This is a genomic window from Pseudomonas sp. TSO6, from assembly GCF_056098905.1.
In genome coordinates, this window is record NZ_JBLZWV010000059.1 from 1 (window position 1) to 17,392 (window position 17,392).

Below are 17,392 nucleotides of genomic sequence, written 5' to 3' on the forward strand. Positions count from 1 at the left end.
AGCTCCCACAGGTACGCCACGGTTTTCAGAACCTGTGGCGTACCTGTGGGAGCTGGCTTGCCGGCGACAGGGCCGTGGAAATTCACAAAGCTATAAGTAGAAAAGGAATTGCCCCATGCGTGCCCTCGCCGCCTTAAGCCGCTTCGTCGGCAATACCTTCGCCCTGTGGGTGCTGGTGTTTGCCGTGCTGGCCTTTTTGCTACCGCAATGGTTCATCGCCCTGAAGGTCGCCATCGTGCCGCTGCTTGGGCTGGTGATGTTCGGCATGGGCCTCACCCTCAAACTTGACGACTTCGCCGCCCTCGCCCGCCAGCCCTGGCGGGTGATGCTGGGGGTGGTCGCGCACTTCGTGATCATGCCGGGCATGGCCTGGCTGCTGTGCCAGCTGTTCCACCTGCCGCCGGAAATTGCCGTGGGCGTGATCCTGGTCGGCTGCTGCCCGAGCGGCACCGCCTCGAACGTGATGGTCTGGCTGTCGCGTGGTGACCTGGCGCTGGCCGTGGCGATTGCTGCAGTCACCACGCTGCTGGCACCACTGCTGACCCCGGCGCTGATCTGGTTCCTGGCGTCGGCCTGGTTGCCGGTGTCCTTCATGGACATGTTCTGGTCGATCCTGCAGCTGGTGATGCTGCCGATCGTGCTCGGCGTGCTGGCCCAGCGCCTGCTCGGTGCCCGGGTGCAGGCGGCGGTGCAGGTACTGCCGCTGGTGTCGGTGGTGAGCATCGTGATGATCGTGTGCGCGGTGGTGGCGGCCAGCCAGGCGAAGATCGCCGAATCGGGGCTGTTGATCATGGCGGTGGTAATGCTGCACAACAGCTTTGGTTATTTGCTGGGGTACCTGACCGGCAAGCTGTGCAAGTTGCCGCTGGCCCAACGCAAGTCGCTGGCGCTGGAGGTGGGGATGCAGAACTCCGGGCTGGGGGCGGCGCTGGCGGCGGCGCACTTTTCGCCATTGGCGGCAGTGCCCAGTGCGTTGTTCAGTGTTTGGCATAATATTTCCGGGGCGCTGCTGTCGACCTGGTTCCGGCGCATGGATGAGCCTGCGGTGGAGGCTGAAGAAGTGGAGCCTGCCAGCCATTGAGGGTGCCTGTACGGGCTTGCCTCGAACCCTGCAGGTGTGCACCATAGTGCCCACTGTGAGGACGGCCTCACGACGCACCGCGTGACCATTCCGGGGACGGCCCCATCATTCAAACGATGGAGACACACTCATGTCCTGGATCATCCTGTTCTTCGCCGGCCTGTTCGAGGTCGGCTGGGCCGTCGGCCTGAAATACACCGACGGTTTCAGCAAACCGATTCCCACCGTACTCACGGTCGGCGCCATGGTCATCAGCCTGGGCCTGCTGGGCCTGGCCATGAAAGAATTGCCGCTGGGCACTGCCTATGCCATCTGGACCGGTGTTGGCGCAGTCGGCACAGTCATCGCCGGGATCATCCTGTTCGGCGAGTCCATGGCCCTGGTGCGGCTGGTCAGTGTGGCGCTGATCATCTGTGGCCTGGTCGGCCTGAAAGTCAGCGCCAGCTAACCCCCTCCCCTATCGCAGGTCACCGCGCAGGCGGCTGACCTGCTCACGCAACAGCTCCGGCTGCGCTGCCTCCACCGGGATGGCGGCGCCCGCCACGATGGTCACCCGCGACCACAGGCGCCTGAAGAAGCCCTTGGCCGGGTCGCGGCTGAAGAAGCTGCCCCACAGCCCTTGCAAAGCCAGCGGGATCACCGGCACCGGTGTTTCTTCGAGGATGCGGTTGACGCCGCCCTTGAACACATCGATCTCACCATCGCCGGTCAACTTGCCCTCCGGGAAGATGCACACCAGCTCTCCATCGGCCAGGTACTTGGCAATGCGCGCGAACGCACGTTCGTACGTGGCGGGGTCTTCGTTGCGACCGGCAATCGGGATGGCGCCTGCGGTGCGGAACACGAAGTTGAGCACTGGCAGGTTGTAGATCTTGTAATACATCACAAAGCGGATCGGCCGGCGGATTGCTCCTCCCAGCAGCAATGCATCAACGAACGACACGTGGTTGCACACCAGCAGCGCCGCGCCTTCGTCGGGGATGCGCTCAAGGTCGCGGTGCTGCACGCGGTACATCGAATGGCTGAGCAGCCAGATCAGGAAGCGCATGGTGAACTCGGGCACGATCCTGAAGATGTAGGCGTTGACCGCGATATTAAGCAGCGACACCACCAGGAACAGCTGCGGGATGCTCAGTTCGGCAAGCCCCATCAGGATGATGGTAAGCACCGCCGACACCACCATGAACAAGGCATTGAGGATGTTGTTGGCCGCAATCACCCGGGCGCGCTGGTCTTCGGCCGTGCGTGCCTGAATCAGCGCATACAGCGGCACAATGTAGAAGCCACCGAACACGCCAAGGCCCACGATCGACAGCAGGATCCACCAGGCGTGGCCTATGCCCAGCAGCGCCAGCCAGTCGTGCGGCGCAGCTGCAGCCGGCACATCGCCGGAGTGCCACCACCACAGCAGGCCGAACAGGGTCAGGCCGAACGAGCCGAACGGCACCAGGCCGATCTCTACCTTGCGCCCGCTAAGCCTCTCACACAGCAACGACCCCAGGGCAATGCCCACCGAGAACAGCGTCAGCACCAGGGTGACCACCGTGCCATCGCCGTGCAGCCAGTCCTTGGCGTAGGCCGGGATCTGCGTGAGGTAGATGGCACCGACAAACCAGAACCACGAGTTACCCACGATCGAGCGCGATACGGCGGGCGGCTGCCCCAGGCCCATGCGCAGGATCGCCCACGACTGCCTGAAGATGTTCCAGTCCAGCGGCATGCTCGGCGAGGCGGCAGCGGCCCGCGGGATCCAGCGGCTGGCCAGGTAGCCGAGCACCGCAGTGCCGACCACGCCGCCGGCCACCACCGTGGCATAGCTGTCGGCCGACATCATCACGCCGGCGCCGATGGTGCCGGCCAGGATAGCGAGGAAGGTGCCGGTTTCCACCAGCCCGTTACCGCCGACCAGTTCCTCCTCGCGCAGGGCCTGCGGCAGGATCGAGTACTTCACCGGGCCGAACAGCGCCGAGTGGGTACCCATGCCGAACAGCGCCACCAGCATCAGCGCCAGGTGGTTGGTGATGAAGCCAAGCGCACCGATTGCCATGATGACGATCTCGGCCAGCTTGATCGCACGGATCAGCGCGTCCTTGGCGAACTTTTCGCCAAACTGCCCGCCCAGCGCCGAAAACAGAAAGAACGGCAGGATGAACAGCAAGGCGCACAGGTTGACCCAGATCGAACGGTCACCGTCGCCCAGGCTAAGTTTGAACAGGATCGCCAGGATCAGCGATTGCTTGAACAGGTTGTCGTTGAAGGCACCCAGCGACTGGGTGATGAAAAACGGCAGGAAGCGCCGCTTGCCGAGCAATGTGAATTGCGAGGAGTGACTCATCGTCCTTGGTCCTGAGGGCTTTTCAATTGGAGGCGCGCCGGGCACGTCAGGCCACAAATCTGCATGGGAAATGCCTTGGCTGGCAAGCCTACACGCTTTTTGCAGAAGCAGCCGAGGCGCTCCTGCAGGTGCCCTATGTGGCTTATGCTTGTGTTCGGCAAACCAGAACAACAAGGACGTGGTAATGCTCGCCGCCCTGAAACGCTACCCGCACACCGTACGCCTGCTACTGCTGACCACCTTCACCCTCACGGTCGCCCGCGCCCTTACCCTGCCCTACCTGGTGGTGTACCTGGCCGACAACTTCCAGCTGCCGATCAGCCAGATCGGCCTGCTGATAGGTGGCGCGCTGATCATCGCTTCGCTGCTGAGCCTGTATGGCGGCCATCTGGTCGACACCTTGCGCAACCACACGCTGGTCAGCGCCAGCACCCTGCTGTTCGCCCTGGCCTTCGTCGCCGCGGTCGTCAGTGAATCGGCGCTGCTGTTCTTTTTGTGCCTGGTGCTGATCAACCTGACGCTTGCAGTGGTCGACATCGCCGCCAAGGCAGGCTTCTGTGCCTTGCTGCCAGTGGAAGAGCGGGCCGAGGTGTTCGCCATCAAGTACACCCTCAGCAACGTCGGCTACGCCGCCGGCCCGCTGCTGGGGGTCGCCATGCTGGAACTGGACGACCACATGCCGTTCATCGCCTCGGCCCTGCTTGGCCTGGGCATGTGCCTGGCCTACTGGCGCCTTGGCGACCGTGACCTGCAGGCGAGCGCACCGGACAAGCCTGCGGCCGGCTTCGGCCAGGTGGCGCTGGGGCTGGCGCGTGACCGCCGGCTGGTGTATTTCACCCTGGGCGGGGTGCTGAGCGCAGTGGTATTCGGCCAGTTCACCGCCTACCTGTCGCAGTACCTGGTGGTAACCAGCAGCCCTACGCAAGCGGCGCGGCTGGTCGGCTACCTGGTCACCACCAACGCGGTGACGGTGATTGCCCTGCAGTACCTGATTGGCCGACGCATCAGCCGTCAGCACCTGATGCCCTGGTTGCTGGCCGGCATGGCCCTGTTCATCGCAGGGCTGCTGGGCTTCTCGTTGGCAGGCTCGATGCTGGCCTGGTGCCTGGCGATGCTGGTGTTCACCCTGGGCGAGATCATCGTGATCCCTGCCGAATACATGTTCATCGACCTGATCGCCCCGGAGCACTTGCGCGGGGTGTATTACGGCGCGCAGAACCTGTCCAACCTGGGGGCGGCGCTGGGGCCGGTGATGGTGGGGTTTGCCCTGGTGCACCTGTGGCCGGGGGCAATCTTCTACCTGCTGGTGTTGTCGGTGTTGCTGGCAGGGGTGTTTTACGGGTTGGGCACTCGAAAAAATTGATGTTTTGTTTCAGATCAATCGCGAGCAAGCTCTCGCCTACAACCATCGTCTGCGCTGACGAAGCGGCGCCTGCGTGCCAGACTGGTTGATCGGGACCGCGTTATATTTTTTGCTTCGGAGTCTTCATGTCGTTGTCCAGCGGGCTGATCGCCGTGGTCGCCCTGGCCTATATGGCCGTCATGTTCGCCATCGCCTTCTATGGTGACCGCCGCAGCACGCCGTTGCCGCCGAAACTGCGCGCCTGGGTGTACAGTTTGTCGCTGGCCGTTTACTGCACCAGCTGGACCTTCTTCGGCGCCGTCGGCCAGGCTGCCGAACAGCTCTGGGCATTCCTGCCGATCTACCTGGGCCCGGTGTTGCTGATGGTCTTCGCGCCCTGGGTGCTGCAGAAGATGGTGCTGATCAGCAAACAGCAGAACATCACCTCAATCGCCGACTTCATCGCCGCACGCTACGGCAAGTCGCAAACCCTGGCGGTGGTGGTGGCGCTGATTTGCCTGGTCGGTGTGCTGCCGTACATCGCCCTGCAGCTCAAAGGCATCGTGCTGGGCGTCAACCTGCTGATCGGGGCCAACGCCGACGCCACTGGCACCCGCGTGCAGGACACCGCGCTGGTGGTGTCACTGGTGCTGGCACTGTTTGCCATCGTGTTCGGCACCCGCAGCCTGGACGTGACCGAACACCACCGGGGCATGGTATTGGCGATTGCCTTCGAATCGCTGATCAAGTTGCTGGCCTTCCTGGCCGTGGGCATTTTCGTCGTCTTCAACCTGTATGACGGCTTTGACGACCTGTTCAGCCAGGCTCGCCAGTCGATCCACTTGCAGGACTATTGGCAAGAGACCATCAACTGGCCGTCGATGGTGGTGCAAACCGCTGTGGCGATGATGGCGATCATCTGCCTGCCGCGGCAGTTTCACGTCACCGTGGTGGAGAACATCGAGCCCCAGGACATGCGCCTGGCGCGCTGGGTGTTCCCGATGTACCTGGCGCTGGCCGCGCTGTTCGTGGTGCCGATTGCCCTGGCCGGGCAGATGCTGCTGCCGGGGACGGTGATCTCCGACTCGTTCGTCATCAGCCTGCCACTGGCCGAGGCGCATCCGAGCCTGGCCCTGCTGGCATTCATTGGCGGCGCTTCGGCAGCCACCGGCATGGTCATCGTCGAAGCGGTGGCGCTGTCGACCATGGTGTCCAACGACATGCTGCTGCCCTGGCTGCTGCGGCGCAACAACGCCGAGCGGCCGTTCGAGGCGTTCCGCCACTGGATGCTCTCGGTACGCCGGGTAACCATCGTGGTGATCCTGCTGCTGGCCTACGTCAGCTACCGCCTGCTGGGCTCCACCGCCAGCCTGGCAACCATCGGCCAGATCGCCTTCGCCGCCGTCACCCAGCTCACCCCGGCCATGCTCGGCGCGCTGTACTGGAAGCAGGCCAACCGCCGCGGCGTGTTTGCCGGCCTGGCGGCAGGTATCTTCCTGTGGTTCTACACCTTGGTCCTGCCGATTGCCGCGCACAGCCTGGGCTGGTCACTGCAGCTGTTCCCAGGGCTGGCTTGGCTGCATGGCAACCCGCTGGGCCTGCCGATCAGCCCGCTGACCCAAGGGGTGGTGCTGTCGCTGGCAGGCAACTTCACCCTGTTCGCCTGGGTTTCGGTACTGTCGCGCACACGGGTTTCCGAACACTGGCAGGCCGGGCGCTTCATCGGCCAGCAGACCAGCGCCCGCCCCAGCAGCAAGCCACTGCTGGCGGTGCAGATCGACGACCTGCTGACCCTGGCTTCGCGTTTTGTCGGTGAGGAACGCGCCCGGCAGAGCTTCATCCGCTTTGCCTACCGCCAAGGCAAGGGCTTCAACCCCAACCAGAATGCCGACGGCGACTGGATCGAACACACCGAACGCCTGCTGGCCGGGGTGCTCGGGACCTCGTCGACCCGCGCCGTGGTCAAGGCCGCCATCGAAGGCCGCGACATGCAGCTGGAAGACGTGGTACGCATTGCCGACGAAGCCAGCGAGGTGCTGCAGTTCAACCGCGCGCTGCTGCAAGGCGCCATCGAGAACATCAACCAGGGCATCAGCGTGGTCGACCAGAACCTGCACCTGGTGGCCTGGAACCGTCGCTACCTGGAGCTGTTCAACTACCCCGACGGGCTGATCAGCGTGGGCCGGCCGATTGCCGACATCATCCGCTACAACGCCGAGCGCGGCCTGTGCGGCCCGGGCGAAGCGCAGGTGCATGTGGCGCGGCGCCTGCACTGGATGCGCCAAGGCCGCGCGCATTCTTCCGAACGGCTCTTCCCCAATGGCCGGGTGATCGAGCTGATCGGCAACCCGATGCCGGGTGGCGGCTTCGTCATGAGCTTCACCGACATCACCCCGTTCCGCGAGGCCGAGCAGGCCCTGCGCGATGCCAACGAAGGCCTGGAACAACGGGTGGCCGAGCGCACCCGCGAACTGTCGCAACTGAACCAGGCGTTGTCAGAAGCCAAGAGCCAGGCCGAAGCGGTCAGCAAGTCCAAGACCCGCTTTCTGGCTGCGGTCAGCCACGACCTGATGCAACCCCTGAACGCCGCCCGGCTGTTCTCCGCCGCCCTGTCGCAGCAGGCGGAGGGCATGAACGAAGAGGCCCAGCAGCTGGTGCAGCACATGGACAGCTCGCTACGCTCGGCCGAAGAACTGATCAGCGACCTGCTGGACATCTCGCGCCTGGAAAACGGCAAGATCACCCCAGACGCCAAGCCCTTCGCCCTCAACGAACTGTTCGACACGCTGGGTGCCGAGTTCAAGGTGCTGGCGGCCGAGAAAAACCTGGAGTTCCGCCTGCGTGGCAGCCGCCTGCGGGTGGACAGCGACATGAAGCTCCTGCGCCGGGTACTGCAGAACTTCCTCACCAATGCCCTGCGCTACGGCAAGAGCCCGATCCTGCTGGGCGCGCGCCGCCAGGGCGAGCGCCTGTGGCTGGAGGTGTGGGACCGTGGCCCGGGCATCGCCGACGACAAGCTGCAAGTGATCTTCCAGGAGTTCAAGCGCCTGGACAGTCACCAGACACGCGCCGAGAAAGGCCTGGGCCTTGGCCTGGCAATTGCCGACGGCCTGTGCCGGGTGCTGGGGCACCCGCTGGAAGTGCGGTCGTGGCCGGGCAAAGGCACGGTGTTCCGCGTGAGCGTGCCGATTGCCCGCCAGGCCGCCCCGGCGCCAAGCGCCCCCGCTGAACAACAGGGCGGCCAGCCGCTGGCCGGGCTGCAAGTGCTGTGCGTGGACAACGAAGACAGCATCCTGATTGGCATGAACAGCCTGCTCAGCCGCTGGGGCTGCCAGGTATGGACCGCGCGCAACCAGGCCGAATGCGAAGCACTGCTGGCCAAGGGCATGCGCCCGCATCTGGCACTGGTCGACTACCACCTGGATGACGGTGAGACCGGCACCGGGCTGATGGGCTGGCTACGTGCGCGCCTGGGTGAACCGGTGCCCGGCGTGGTAATCAGCGCCGACGGCAGCAAGGAAACCATCGCCATGGTGCATGCGGCAGGCCTGGATTACCTGGCCAAACCGGTCAAGCCGGCAGCCTTGCGCGCCATGCTCAATCGCCATCTGAGCCAGGTTCAGTAACTGCGGGGTCCGGCACCTCATCGGACAGCGCCCGCTCCAGCAAGTCTGCCGGCAGGCTCTTGCTGGCGCGGGCGCCCAGCAGCTTCAGCTGTTCGCTGCGGCTGACCAGGTTGCCGCGCCCTTCGCACAGCTTGTTACGGGCAGCGGCATAAGCCTTGTCCACCTGTTGCAGGCGGCTGCCCAGCTCGTCCAGGTCCTGGATGAACAGCACGAACTTGTCATAAAGCCAGCCGGCGCGCTCGGCAATTTCCCGGGCGTTCTGGCCCTGGCGCTCCTGTTTCCACAGGCTGTCGATCACCCGCAAGGTAGCCAGCAGGGTGGTAGGGCTGACGATCACGATATGCCGGTCGAAGGCTTCCTGGAACAGATTCGGCTCGGCCTGCAGGGCTGCCGAGAAGGCCGCTTCGATGGGCACGAACAGCAGCACGAAATCCAGGCTGTGCAGGCCTTCGAGGCGGTTGTAGTCCTTGCTCGACAAGCCTTTGACGTGGCTGCGCAGCGACTGCACGTGCTGTTTGAGCGCGGCCTCGTCGTTGTTGGCGACAAACTGCTGGTAAGCCGTAAGGCTGACCTTGGCGTCCACCACCACCTGTTTGTCGCCGGGCAGCATGATCAGCACATCGGGCTGGAAACGCTCGCCCTCAGCGCTCTTGAGGCTGACCTGGGTCTGGTATTCGCGGCCTTTTTCCAGGCCAGCATGTTCCAACACCCGCTCGAGGATCAGCTCGCCCCAGTTGCCCTGGGTTTTCTGGCCTTTGAGGGCCTGGGTCAGGTTGGTGGCTTCGTCGGACAGGCGCAGGTTGAGCTGTTGCAGGCGCTCAAGCTCTTTGCCCAGGGAAAAGCGTTCGCGGGCTTCCTGCTGATAGCTTTCTTCGACGCGTTTTTCGAAGGACTGGATACGCTCCTTGAGCGGGTCGAGCAACTGGCCCAAGTGCTGCTGGCTGGTTTGGGCGAAGCGTTGCTCGCGCTCGTCGAAGATCTTGGTGGCCATGTCGGCGAACTGGGCGCGCAGGGTGTCGCGGGCTTCCTGCAGGTCTTCCAGGCGCTGCTGATGGCTTTCTTGTTGCTCACGCAGTTCAGCCTCCAGGCGCGCACCCTGAGACTCCAGACGACGCAGCTCGGCTTCACGGTTGGCGCGCTCCAGGCTCCAGGCGTGGGCAGCGTCACGGGCGTTGTCGCGGTCGATCTGCAGCAGTTCCAGTTCACGGCCCTGGGCGGCCAGTTGGGCCTGCTTGACGGTGTTGGCTTCGCTGAGGTCGCTGACTTCGTCGCGGCTGGCCTCAAGCTGCGCCTGCAGGCCGGCCTGGGCCAGTAGGGCTGCGTTGAGGCGCTCTTCGAGCAAGGCCTGCTCGCCTTGCCGTGCGCCCTGCCGGCGCTGCACCTGCATGACCCAAAAAAGACAGGGTAAAGCACCTGCCACCAAGCCCAGCAGAATGCTGGCCAGATCCACTGTCATGCTTACCCCGATCACGCTGATGCAATTTGAGTGCAGCTTATCAGCCTGAGGCTTGTCGGAGCATTACTTCGCCTGGTCCGGATCGTTTTGCTGGCACAGCCGCGCATACTCCAGCTGTGCCCGCCGGTCACCGGCGCGGGCTGCCTGGCGCAGCAGTTCGTGGCCAATACGCCGGTCACGGGCGTTGCCACAATCGCGGCACAGCATCTGCCCCAAGCGGCTCTGTGCCACCACCACGCCCTGACGCGCCGGCTGCTTGAGCAGGCGCCCGGCCAGGTGCTTGACCTGGGGCTTGTCGCCCAGGCGCGGGCTATCGAGCAGCCACAAGGCCACTTTCAAGGAAAAGCGCTCGGAAGGAGGCGTCGATGCTGCAGGGCTGGCGAGGTGTTTACCGCGAAACTTCATGAGCAACAGGTTTGGCAACTCGAAAGGCGCGCCACTCTACTCTTTTTTTTTCGCTGTGAACTGTCGATTTATGGAGAATTGAAAAAATATTTCAATGATCTTTTCTTGACGTTTTCGAGTGGATGACCACCCGGTCTGTCGGGGCATGTCGATTGTCGGACAGTTCACTGCACTGCTGGCACGCCCGTTCTAGAGCAAGCGCCCGGGACAATCCACAGTTCCTGTGGATAACTCGGTGGACAACCCCCTTGCACACCCCGCAAAGCCCCGTGAATTGGGGCTTTGTCTCAAACTGACGATTTTTTCACCAGCTGAAAATAGTGTTTTTTTTCATTGACTTAACCGCCTAGTCAAGGCATTGGCGAGGCCGTTGCAGCCTGTTGCCGGCCTGTTACAACCCTTGCCCCGAATGTGAACAAGTGCACCATGATCCCTCATATGAGTGCACGAAATGGGCACATCCGCCCGTGTGCGGGCTATTTGCCCCCTCTTCACAGCGGTACAAATACGCGCCATACTGCTCGGCTCACCTGAACAAACGTAGTGCTTGCCAAGCGCCGGTATTTCCGGTAAGGTGCGCCTCGTTAGTACCAAGCTGAAAGTCAATTCGGGCCACAACATCCTTGCAGACCCACTTTCCCAAGAGTGCGCTGCTGAAGCAGGATTGCCCATTCGATGATTCACTCGCCAGCCTCAGGCTGCTCAAGCACGAATCACGTGACAGATTGATCAGGATTCCACCCGACGGCCTAGAACCTTGGCCCCGACGTGCTGCCTGCCTTCCGAAGTACCTACCAGTCAGCCCAAGCGCCCACTTTTGATTGCGCTCTCTCTGGCTGCTTTGTTCCAGTCAGGTTCGTTCGCCCCTTAATAAAGGCGTCACTGGAACGTTTCTATCATGCACGGATCATATCTCCCGTGTTTAAAGCAGGAACCTCCAACAATATGCAAACTCATCATCAGATTCAGGCTGCCATTGGCACCCTCTCCCAGGCCTTCTCGCCGTTGAAGTGCCATATCGTTGCCCCACGCAAGGGCAGCTTCAGCTTCACCCTGGTAGACGAACATGGCGTCGCCTGCCACACCGAGCGCCTGTACCATGAACAGTACAGCCGCAATGAACCGCTGCAGGCGGTCATCGCCCGGACTCGCCAATCGCTCACCGCGTGAGTGGCGAATACCGGGGCATTCAAGCGCTGAATCATCCCATCGCAAGCCTGCCTGAACGTTCTTGGCGTAATTGCCTACGGGCATATAGCCCGGTACGTCAGGCAGCAATCGATTTAAAAACAGATCTTTACACCACGATTATCACACTACACTTCAACTCGAGCGGTGCTTGCCGCTTCCGGCGGGCCTGATCATTCACCAGCTGCCAAGCTCCAGCGCCCGTCCGGCCCTTAATTGCTCGAGGGCATCATGGGTATTGCGGCGAATGAATTGTGTCAGTATGTGATCCGACCCACCCTGGTCTACCTGAACCGTCACTGTGCCAGCGCGGAAGCCCTGCTATTGGGCATTGCGGCCAGCCAGTCGGCGCTCGGGTCCGCCTTGCATGACCGACGCGGGCACGGCCTTTACCGCATTGGCGAACACCGTCACCAGGCGCTCTGGGATGATTACCTGGCCCGCGACCCCGACCTGGCCAGCCTTGTGCGCGGCCTGGCAAGCCAGCACGCCTTCCTCGGCGGCCCGCACCTGGAACTCACCGTAAACCTGCGCTATTCCACAGCCATTGCCTGGATGCTCATCGAAGAGCAGGCCACACCACTGCCTGCCGCTGACGACCTGTTGGCATTGGCACGGATATGGCGTCAGATTTTCCACCCCCAAGGTCGCTTGCGCGACTTCACTCATGCCTGGCAGACCTGCATAGATCAGAGATTGCGACAGGTATCTTAAGAATCGTCCTACAGCATTACCGGAAAAAAGGGAATTTTGGTCGGATTGTCCTACAAAACCGCTCTATCTTCTGCGATTGAGGCTATGGCGCGGTGCGTGATTTGTTGGTAGCTTTTCGCCCCGGAGATCCCAAGGAGTTTTCTAATAATGAAAAAAGTAATGCTCAAAACCTCCCTCGCCGTCGCTGTTGCCGTGGCATCCAGCCAAGTGTTCGCTGCAGGCTTCGCCCTGAACGAACAAAGCATCAGCAGCATGGGGACAGGTTTCGCGGGACGTTCTTCTTCTGCCGAAGATGCCAGCACCGTGTTTGGCAACCCGGCCGGCATGTCTCGCCTCAAACGCGAACAATTCACCGTGGGCGGCGCTGCCGTCATCGCCAAGTCCGACATCTCGGGCCGGGGCAGCAACCTCGGGGGGGAAACCGATGGTGACATGGTGCCTCTCGTTGGCGTCCCCATGGGTTACTACGTCAAGCCGATCGACGACCACTGGAGCGTCGGCTTCGGTGTCTATGTACCGTTCGGCCTGGTAACCGACTACGGCAGCGATGATGCCGCACGCTACTGGGGCAAGAAGAGCCACGTAGAGGTAGTCACGTTCCAGCCAACCGTCAGCTACGCCTTCAATGACAAGGTCTCGATCGGTTTCGGCCCTACCATCAACCGCATCAAGGGTGAACTGGGTTCGAGCCTGATCAACCCGTTCACCCCCGGCCGCAACGATGGCGAAGTGAAAATCAAGGGCGACGATACCGCCGTTGGTTACAACATCGGCATCCTGGTACAGGCTACCGACAGCACCCGCCTCGGTCTGACCTACCACTCGATGGTCGACTACAAGCTCGAGGGCAAGACCCGCGTCAGCACCCCGCTGATCGGGCCGTTCAACGGCAACAAGTTCGACGCCTCGCTGAAGATCAAGACGCCGGAATCGGTCGACTTCTCGGTTACCCACGAACTCGACGACCAGTGGACCCTGTATGCAGGCAGCACCTGGACCCGCTGGAGCCGCCTGAAAGACATCACCGTGCAGAACGATGTCCCGGCGCCATTGGCAGGTTCGGCGTTCCAGACCATCACCGAAGAACAGAACTGGCATGACACCTGGGCCCACGCCATTGGTGCGTCGTACAAGGTCAACAAGGAGTGGGTGCTGCGCACCGGCTTCACCGTCGACCAGTCGCCGACCAACAACCATGACCGTTCACCACGTATCCCGACGGGCGACCGCAAGGTGTTAAGCCTGGGTGCCGGCTGGAGCCCGACCGACGATATGACCATCGACGTGGCCTATTCCTACCTGTGGGAAGAAGACACCAAGGTCAATCAGGTAAGCGCGACCAAGGGCAGCTACCAGGCCAAGTACGAAAACAGCGCTCACGGTATCGGTGCATCCCTCACCTACCGATTCTGATTCGTACGTACCCCATTAAAAACCGCCCTCGTGGCGGTTTTTTCATGTCTGCACCTGCCAACTGTCCCCCAGGCATTCACGCAGGTAGTCCATGAACACACGCACTTTCGCGGTCATGGCGAAACGGTCGGCCAGGCACAGGTAGATGTCCATTGGTTCGGTCTGGGCGTAGGCCTGGCCACTGTCGCTGTACTCGAACAACGGCACCAGCGCACCGCTGGCCAGGTGCGGTCGCACCATGAACTCGGCCAAGCGGGTGATACCGCCATCGTGCAGCGCCATCTGGGTCAGGGCGTCGATGTCGTCGCTGATCAGTACACTGCCGAACTCCGCCTCAAAACGCAGCCCATCGCGCATGAAACCCCAGCGCAGAAACCGCCCATCCACCGGGTAACGGAACACCAGGCAACGGTGATCACGCAATGCCTCGGGCGAGCCTGGCACCCCGGCGCTTCGCAAATACCCGGGCGAGGCACAGCAAATGAACGGGATCCGAGCGATATGCCTGGCCAACAGCTGGTCTTCCAGCTGCGGTGCAATGCGCAGGCTTACGTCGACGTCTTCACGGGCATGGTTGACCCGGCGATCAGTCGTTACCAACTCTATCGAAAGCAGTGGGTAGCGGGCACTGAAAGCGGGTATCAGTGGCGCCAGCACGTGGCGGCCAAACGCGGATGTAGAGGCGATGCAAAGCCGCCCTTGGGGTTCGCTGTCTGGTGTAGTGATGGCCTGCTCAGCCAGGGCCAGGTCACGTTCGATATGCCTGACACGCTCATAATACTGCGTACCCGCCGGCGTCAGCGCCATGCTGCGGGTGGTACGGCTGAGCAGGCGCACCTGCAGATGGCCCTCCAGGCGCGCCAGGTTCTGGCTGACCGCTGCCGGGCTAAGGCCCAGGGTACGGGCGCCGCCGGCGATGCTGCCGGCCTCGACCACCTTGATGAAGCTGCGGATGGCGTTGAGCAGGTCCATGCGAGAGCTCTTGCATTCGTAAGAATCTCTTTATAAAGAACTCAGCGAGGCTGGTCTACAGCTGCGGCTGAGGGGATTGTTAACCTGCGCGTCCACTCACCTTTCAGGAGTTCACATGAGCAACCTGTCCCAGTCGCGCAGCCGACGCAAATTGCACCCGGGTGCTACGCCTTACGTTTTTGCCTTTTTCATGTCGTCGATCATGGCGCTGCTGATGTGCTTCGTGATCACTGCGGCGAATGCCGGGGTTACTGCGCAGTACCTGAGCAATGTGCTGAAGGCCTATCAATTGGCGATGCCAGTGGCGTTCGTTTGCGTGTTGATGGTCAGGCCGGTGGTGGTGCGGTTGGTGGCGATTACGGTGCATGCAAAATGAAGTAATCAGAAGCCGAGCCACGCCTTCGGCTCCGGTTCTTGATCTTGATCTTGATCTTGATCTTGCTTTTGATCTTCGCGACTTCAGGAGGCCGAACGCAGGCCTTGCGAAGGGAGGTGACGGGCATGGATGCCCGTCAAGCGCTGGGCCCCAGGATGGGGCCTGCAGCGCGGTCCTCCCGGGAGCGAGGCCGGAGTGAGGGAACCCCGGAGCGCAGCGCAGGGGCCGGATGATCGGAGCGCAGCGTTTTTTGGTTACTTTTTGTCGCGTTTGACAAAAAGTGACTCGCCGTAAGGGCGAAAAGGTGAGTCAGCGTCGCCATCGCAAATGGCCTATCCGCTATATCAAAACCACCACTTAAGCTTCTTGGCTTTTAGGATGTGCGCTTTGATACAAGTGTAGACATTCGTTCGCGCAGGTGGCGCTGAGTCACCTTTCCGCCCTTCCGGCCCCTGCGCTCGGCCTCCTGAAGTCGCAATCTGCGTCGCTTGAACTACCGCGCGCTTAGAAGCAGAAGCAGAAGCAAAGGCAGAGGCAGAGGCAAGAGCTAGAGCAGCCCGATTACTGCTGCGAAGCGATGGCCTTCTCGATGGCTGCGCGGAATTCCGGATCATCCGGCTTGGTGAGGCTGGAGAAGTTACCGATCACCTTGCCCTTGCGATCGACAACATACTTGTAGAAATTCCACTTCGGCGCACTGCTCTGGCTAGCCAGCTCAGCGAACAGCGGTATCGCATCCTTGCCCCGAACGGCCTGCGTCTTGGTCATCGTGAAGGTGACGCCATAGTTGGCATAGCAAACCTTGGCAGTCTTCTCGCTGTCGGCATCTTCCTGCTTGAAGTCATTGGACGGCACACCAAGCATTTCCAGGCCTTGCTCGTGATACTCCTTGTACGTCGACTCAAGCCCCTCGAACTGCGGTGCAAACCCACAATAGCTGGCCGTGTTGACCACCACCAAAGGCTTGCCGGCAAAGCGCTGGCACAGGTCGACTTGCCCCTTGCCACGCAATTCCGGCAGGCTGCCCTGCAACACCGCCGGGCAATCGGCAGCCCAGCTCGAAGCGCTGGCAAGCACGGCCAACAACGGCACTGTCAACCAATGAGCACGCATGATTCGTTTCTCCTGCTAGACAACCCTTGAGCTTGCAGGGTAGCGCCTAACAAACACTCATGCCCAGTTGCATCAATGCCATCCCACCCTTGTGCCACCCCCACCACGCCAGCGCCAGCAGCACCAGCGCGCCAAAGGCCAGCAACCCGCGGGCCAGATACCGGTTCATGCGGCCTGTGCCTGCAGGCGCGCAACCGGCCGTTCGCGCACGGGCCAGTTAAGGGCAGCGGCCAACAGACTGAGCAGGATGGAAATCTGCCAGACCAGGTCGTAGCTGCCGGTACGGTCATATACCACCCCGCCCAACCAGCCACCGAGGAAGGCACCCAGCTGGTGGAACAGGAAGACGATACCGCCGAGCATGGACAGGTTACGCACCCCGAACAATGTAGCCACGGTGCCATTGGTCAACGGCACCGTGGACAACCACAACAGGCCCATGGCGATGCCGAACAGGTAGGCACTGAACGCACTCACCGGCGCCCAGAGGAACAACACGATCACCACCGCACGCAGCAGGTACAGCCCGGTCAGCAGGCGCGGCTTGGACATGCGACCACCCAGCCAGCCAGCCGTGAACGTACCCACGATATTGAACAGGCCGACCAGCGCCAGCACCGTAGTACCGGTGGTCGCGGCCAGGTGCTGGTCAACCAGGTAGGCCGGCAGATGCACACCAATGAACACCACCTGGAAACCACACACGAAGAAACCCAGCGCCAGCAACCAGAAGCCGGAATGCGAGCACGCCTCGCGCAGCGCCTGGCCCAAGGTCTGTTCGGCGCCATGGCTGGGCAGCGGGCGGTCACGCAGCAGGCCAACGAAGGGCACGATCAACGCCACCATCAGGCCCAGCACCAGCAACGCTGCGGACCACCCCAGCCACTGGATCAGGCCAAGGGTGCCCGGCAGCATGGCGAACTGGCCAAACGAACCGGCGGCGCTGGCAATGCCCATGGCCATGCTGCGCTTCTCTGCCGGCACCGCACGCCCGACCACGCCGAGGATGACCGAGAACGATGTGCCGGACAGGCCGATGCCGATCAGCAAACCGGCACTGAGCGACAACGACCAGGCAGAATCAGCCATGCCCATGAGGATCAAGCCGGCGGCGTAAAGAATACCGCCGATGATTACCACCCGCGCCGCCCCCATACGGTCGGCCAAGGCACCGGCGAACGGTTGCGCCAGCCCCCAGATCAGGTTTTGCAAGGCAATGGCAAAGGCGAACACCCCACGGCCCCAGCCAAAATCGGCGCTCATCGGCGCCAGAAACAGACCAAAGCCGTGCCGCACACCCAGAGACAGCGCCAGAATCAAAGCCGCCCCTACCAATACCCACCCGCTGGTTCGCCACACCGAAGTCATTGT

Annotated in this window: 14 protein-coding genes and 1 pseudogene; 8 read left to right on the forward strand and 7 right to left on the reverse strand. The window is 62.2% G+C overall.

Going from position 1 to position 17,392, the window contains the following annotated elements:
- Positions 1–115: 115 nt before the first annotated feature.
- Positions 116–1,081 carry a bile acid:sodium symporter family protein gene (locus ACN6NG_RS22950; RefSeq protein WP_353457473.1) on the forward strand — a complete coding sequence of 322 codons (966 nt, stop codon included), beginning with the start codon at positions 116–118 and terminating at the stop codon, positions 1,079–1,081.
- Positions 1,082–1,211: 130 nt separating this feature from the next.
- Complete coding sequence (gene sugE, locus ACN6NG_RS22955; protein WP_016501077.1) at positions 1,212–1,529, forward strand: quaternary ammonium compound efflux SMR transporter SugE; 318 nt, start codon at positions 1,212–1,214, stop codon at positions 1,527–1,529.
- A gap of 9 nt (positions 1,530–1,538) precedes the next feature.
- Here the strand turns inward: sugE and ACN6NG_RS22960 are convergent, their stop codons facing one another.
- Positions 1,539–3,416 (reverse strand): MFS transporter, encoded by a 1,878-nt coding sequence (locus ACN6NG_RS22960; protein ID WP_474316391.1) that lies wholly within the window; start codon positions 3,414–3,416, stop codon positions 1,539–1,541.
- Positions 3,417–3,600: 184 nt separating this feature from the next.
- Between ACN6NG_RS22960 and ACN6NG_RS22965 the strand changes: the two genes are divergently transcribed.
- Positions 3,601–4,779, forward strand: a complete 1,179-nt coding sequence (locus tag ACN6NG_RS22965) for an MFS transporter (protein WP_353457471.1) — start codon at positions 3,601–3,603, stop codon at positions 4,777–4,779.
- A gap of 125 nt (positions 4,780–4,904) precedes the next feature.
- Positions 4,905–8,384 carry a hybrid sensor histidine kinase/response regulator gene (locus ACN6NG_RS22970; RefSeq protein ID WP_016501080.1) on the forward strand — a complete coding sequence of 1,160 codons (3,480 nt, stop codon included), beginning with the start codon at positions 4,905–4,907 and terminating at the stop codon, positions 8,382–8,384.
- Here the strand turns inward: ACN6NG_RS22970 and ACN6NG_RS22975 are convergent.
- Together ACN6NG_RS22975 and ACN6NG_RS22980 are read right to left on the reverse strand one after the other, a co-directional pair.
- Positions 8,356–9,726: a DNA recombination protein RmuC gene (locus ACN6NG_RS22975; RefSeq protein WP_353457475.1), complete on the reverse strand. Its 1,371-nt coding sequence runs from the start codon at positions 9,724–9,726 to the stop codon at positions 8,356–8,358. The two genes, ACN6NG_RS22970 and ACN6NG_RS22975, sit on opposite strands and share 29 nt — an antisense overlap.
- A 180-nt stretch (positions 9,727–9,906) precedes the next feature.
- Positions 9,907–10,245: pseudogene (locus ACN6NG_RS22980) on the reverse strand (sel1 repeat family protein); the annotation flags it as partial.
- Positions 10,246–11,190: 945 nt separating this feature from the next.
- On the opposite strand from ACN6NG_RS22980, the gene ACN6NG_RS22985 reads away from it, so the two are divergent.
- From ACN6NG_RS22985 to ACN6NG_RS22995, 3 genes are all read left to right on the forward strand, one after another.
- Positions 11,191–11,415 carry a hypothetical protein gene (locus tag ACN6NG_RS22985; RefSeq protein WP_474316393.1) on the forward strand — a complete coding sequence of 75 codons (225 nt, stop codon included), beginning with the start codon at positions 11,191–11,193 and terminating at the stop codon, positions 11,413–11,415.
- A 249-nt stretch (positions 11,416–11,664) separates the two neighbouring features.
- Positions 11,665–12,147 (forward strand): hypothetical protein, encoded by a 483-nt coding sequence (locus ACN6NG_RS22990; RefSeq protein WP_016501084.1) that lies wholly within the window; start codon positions 11,665–11,667, stop codon positions 12,145–12,147.
- Between the two features lie 147 nt (positions 12,148–12,294).
- Positions 12,295–13,560, forward strand: coding sequence for an OmpP1/FadL family transporter (locus tag ACN6NG_RS22995; protein ID WP_474316398.1), 1,266 nt, complete (start codon positions 12,295–12,297; stop codon positions 13,558–13,560).
- A gap of 42 nt (positions 13,561–13,602) precedes the next feature.
- Here ACN6NG_RS22995 and ACN6NG_RS23000 read toward each other — a convergent pair whose 3' ends face one another.
- The gene (locus ACN6NG_RS23000; protein WP_474316401.1) at positions 13,603–14,532 is read right to left on the reverse strand and encodes a LysR family transcriptional regulator; all 930 of its coding nucleotides are present in this window, start codon (positions 14,530–14,532) and stop codon (positions 13,603–13,605) included.
- A gap of 115 nt (positions 14,533–14,647) precedes the next feature.
- Here ACN6NG_RS23000 and ACN6NG_RS23005 point away from each other — a divergent pair, with 115 nt between their 5' ends.
- Positions 14,648–14,908, forward strand: a complete 261-nt coding sequence (locus ACN6NG_RS23005) for a DUF2798 domain-containing protein (RefSeq protein ID WP_016485290.1) — start codon at positions 14,648–14,650, stop codon at positions 14,906–14,908.
- A gap of 561 nt (positions 14,909–15,469) precedes the next feature.
- On the opposite strand, the gene ACN6NG_RS23010 is transcribed toward ACN6NG_RS23005, so the two are convergent.
- The 3 genes from ACN6NG_RS23010 to ACN6NG_RS23020 are packed head-to-tail and all read right to left on the reverse strand — an operon-like array spanning position 15,470 to position 17,389.
- The gene (locus tag ACN6NG_RS23010) at positions 15,470–16,021 is read right to left on the reverse strand and encodes a glutathione peroxidase (protein WP_353457481.1); all 552 of its coding nucleotides are present in this window, start codon (positions 16,019–16,021) and stop codon (positions 15,470–15,472) included.
- Between the two features lie 46 nt (positions 16,022–16,067).
- Positions 16,068–16,190, reverse strand: a complete 123-nt coding sequence (locus ACN6NG_RS23015) for a hypothetical protein (RefSeq protein ID WP_258655568.1) — start codon at positions 16,188–16,190, stop codon at positions 16,068–16,070.
- On the reverse strand, positions 16,187–17,389 hold the full coding sequence (locus ACN6NG_RS23020) for an MFS transporter (protein ID WP_016501091.1): 1,203 nt from the start codon (positions 17,387–17,389) through the stop codon (positions 16,187–16,189). Before ACN6NG_RS23020 ends, ACN6NG_RS23015 begins: the two co-directional genes overlap by 4 nt.
- Positions 17,390–17,392: the final 3 nt, after the last annotated feature.

Bases quoted from the DNA above. Each gene is read 5' to 3' on its own strand.
- sugE (WP_016501077.1), top strand. From the start codon at position 1,212: ATGTCCTGGATCATCCTGTTCTTCGCCGGCCTGTTCGAGGTCGGCTGG.
- ACN6NG_RS22985 (WP_474316393.1), top strand. From the start codon at position 11,191: ATGCAAACTCATCATCAGATTCAGGCTGCCATTGGCACCCTCTCCCAG.
- ACN6NG_RS22970 (WP_016501080.1), top strand. From the start codon at position 4,905: ATGTCGTTGTCCAGCGGGCTGATCGCCGTGGTCGCCCTGGCCTATATG.
- ACN6NG_RS22995 (WP_474316398.1), top strand. From the start codon at position 12,295: ATGAAAAAAGTAATGCTCAAAACCTCCCTCGCCGTCGCTGTTGCCGTG.
- ACN6NG_RS23005 (WP_016485290.1), top strand. From the start codon at position 14,648: ATGAGCAACCTGTCCCAGTCGCGCAGCCGACGCAAATTGCACCCGGGT.
- ACN6NG_RS22965 (WP_353457471.1), top strand. From the start codon at position 3,601: ATGCTCGCCGCCCTGAAACGCTACCCGCACACCGTACGCCTGCTACTG.
- ACN6NG_RS22960 (WP_474316391.1), bottom strand. From the start codon at position 3,416: ATGAGTCACTCCTCGCAATTCACATTGCTCGGCAAGCGGCGCTTCCTG.
- ACN6NG_RS23000 (WP_474316401.1), bottom strand. From the start codon at position 14,532: ATGGACCTGCTCAACGCCATCCGCAGCTTCATCAAGGTGGTCGAGGCC.
- ACN6NG_RS23020 (WP_016501091.1), bottom strand. From the start codon at position 17,389: ATGACTTCGGTGTGGCGAACCAGCGGGTGGGTATTGGTAGGGGCGGCT.
- ACN6NG_RS23010 (WP_353457481.1), bottom strand. From the start codon at position 16,021: ATGCGTGCTCATTGGTTGACAGTGCCGTTGTTGGCCGTGCTTGCCAGC.
- ACN6NG_RS22950 (WP_353457473.1), top strand. From the start codon at position 116: ATGCGTGCCCTCGCCGCCTTAAGCCGCTTCGTCGGCAATACCTTCGCC.
- ACN6NG_RS23015 (WP_258655568.1), bottom strand. From the start codon at position 16,190: ATGAACCGGTATCTGGCCCGCGGGTTGCTGGCCTTTGGCGCGCTGGTG.
- ACN6NG_RS22990 (WP_016501084.1), top strand. From the start codon at position 11,665: ATGGGTATTGCGGCGAATGAATTGTGTCAGTATGTGATCCGACCCACC.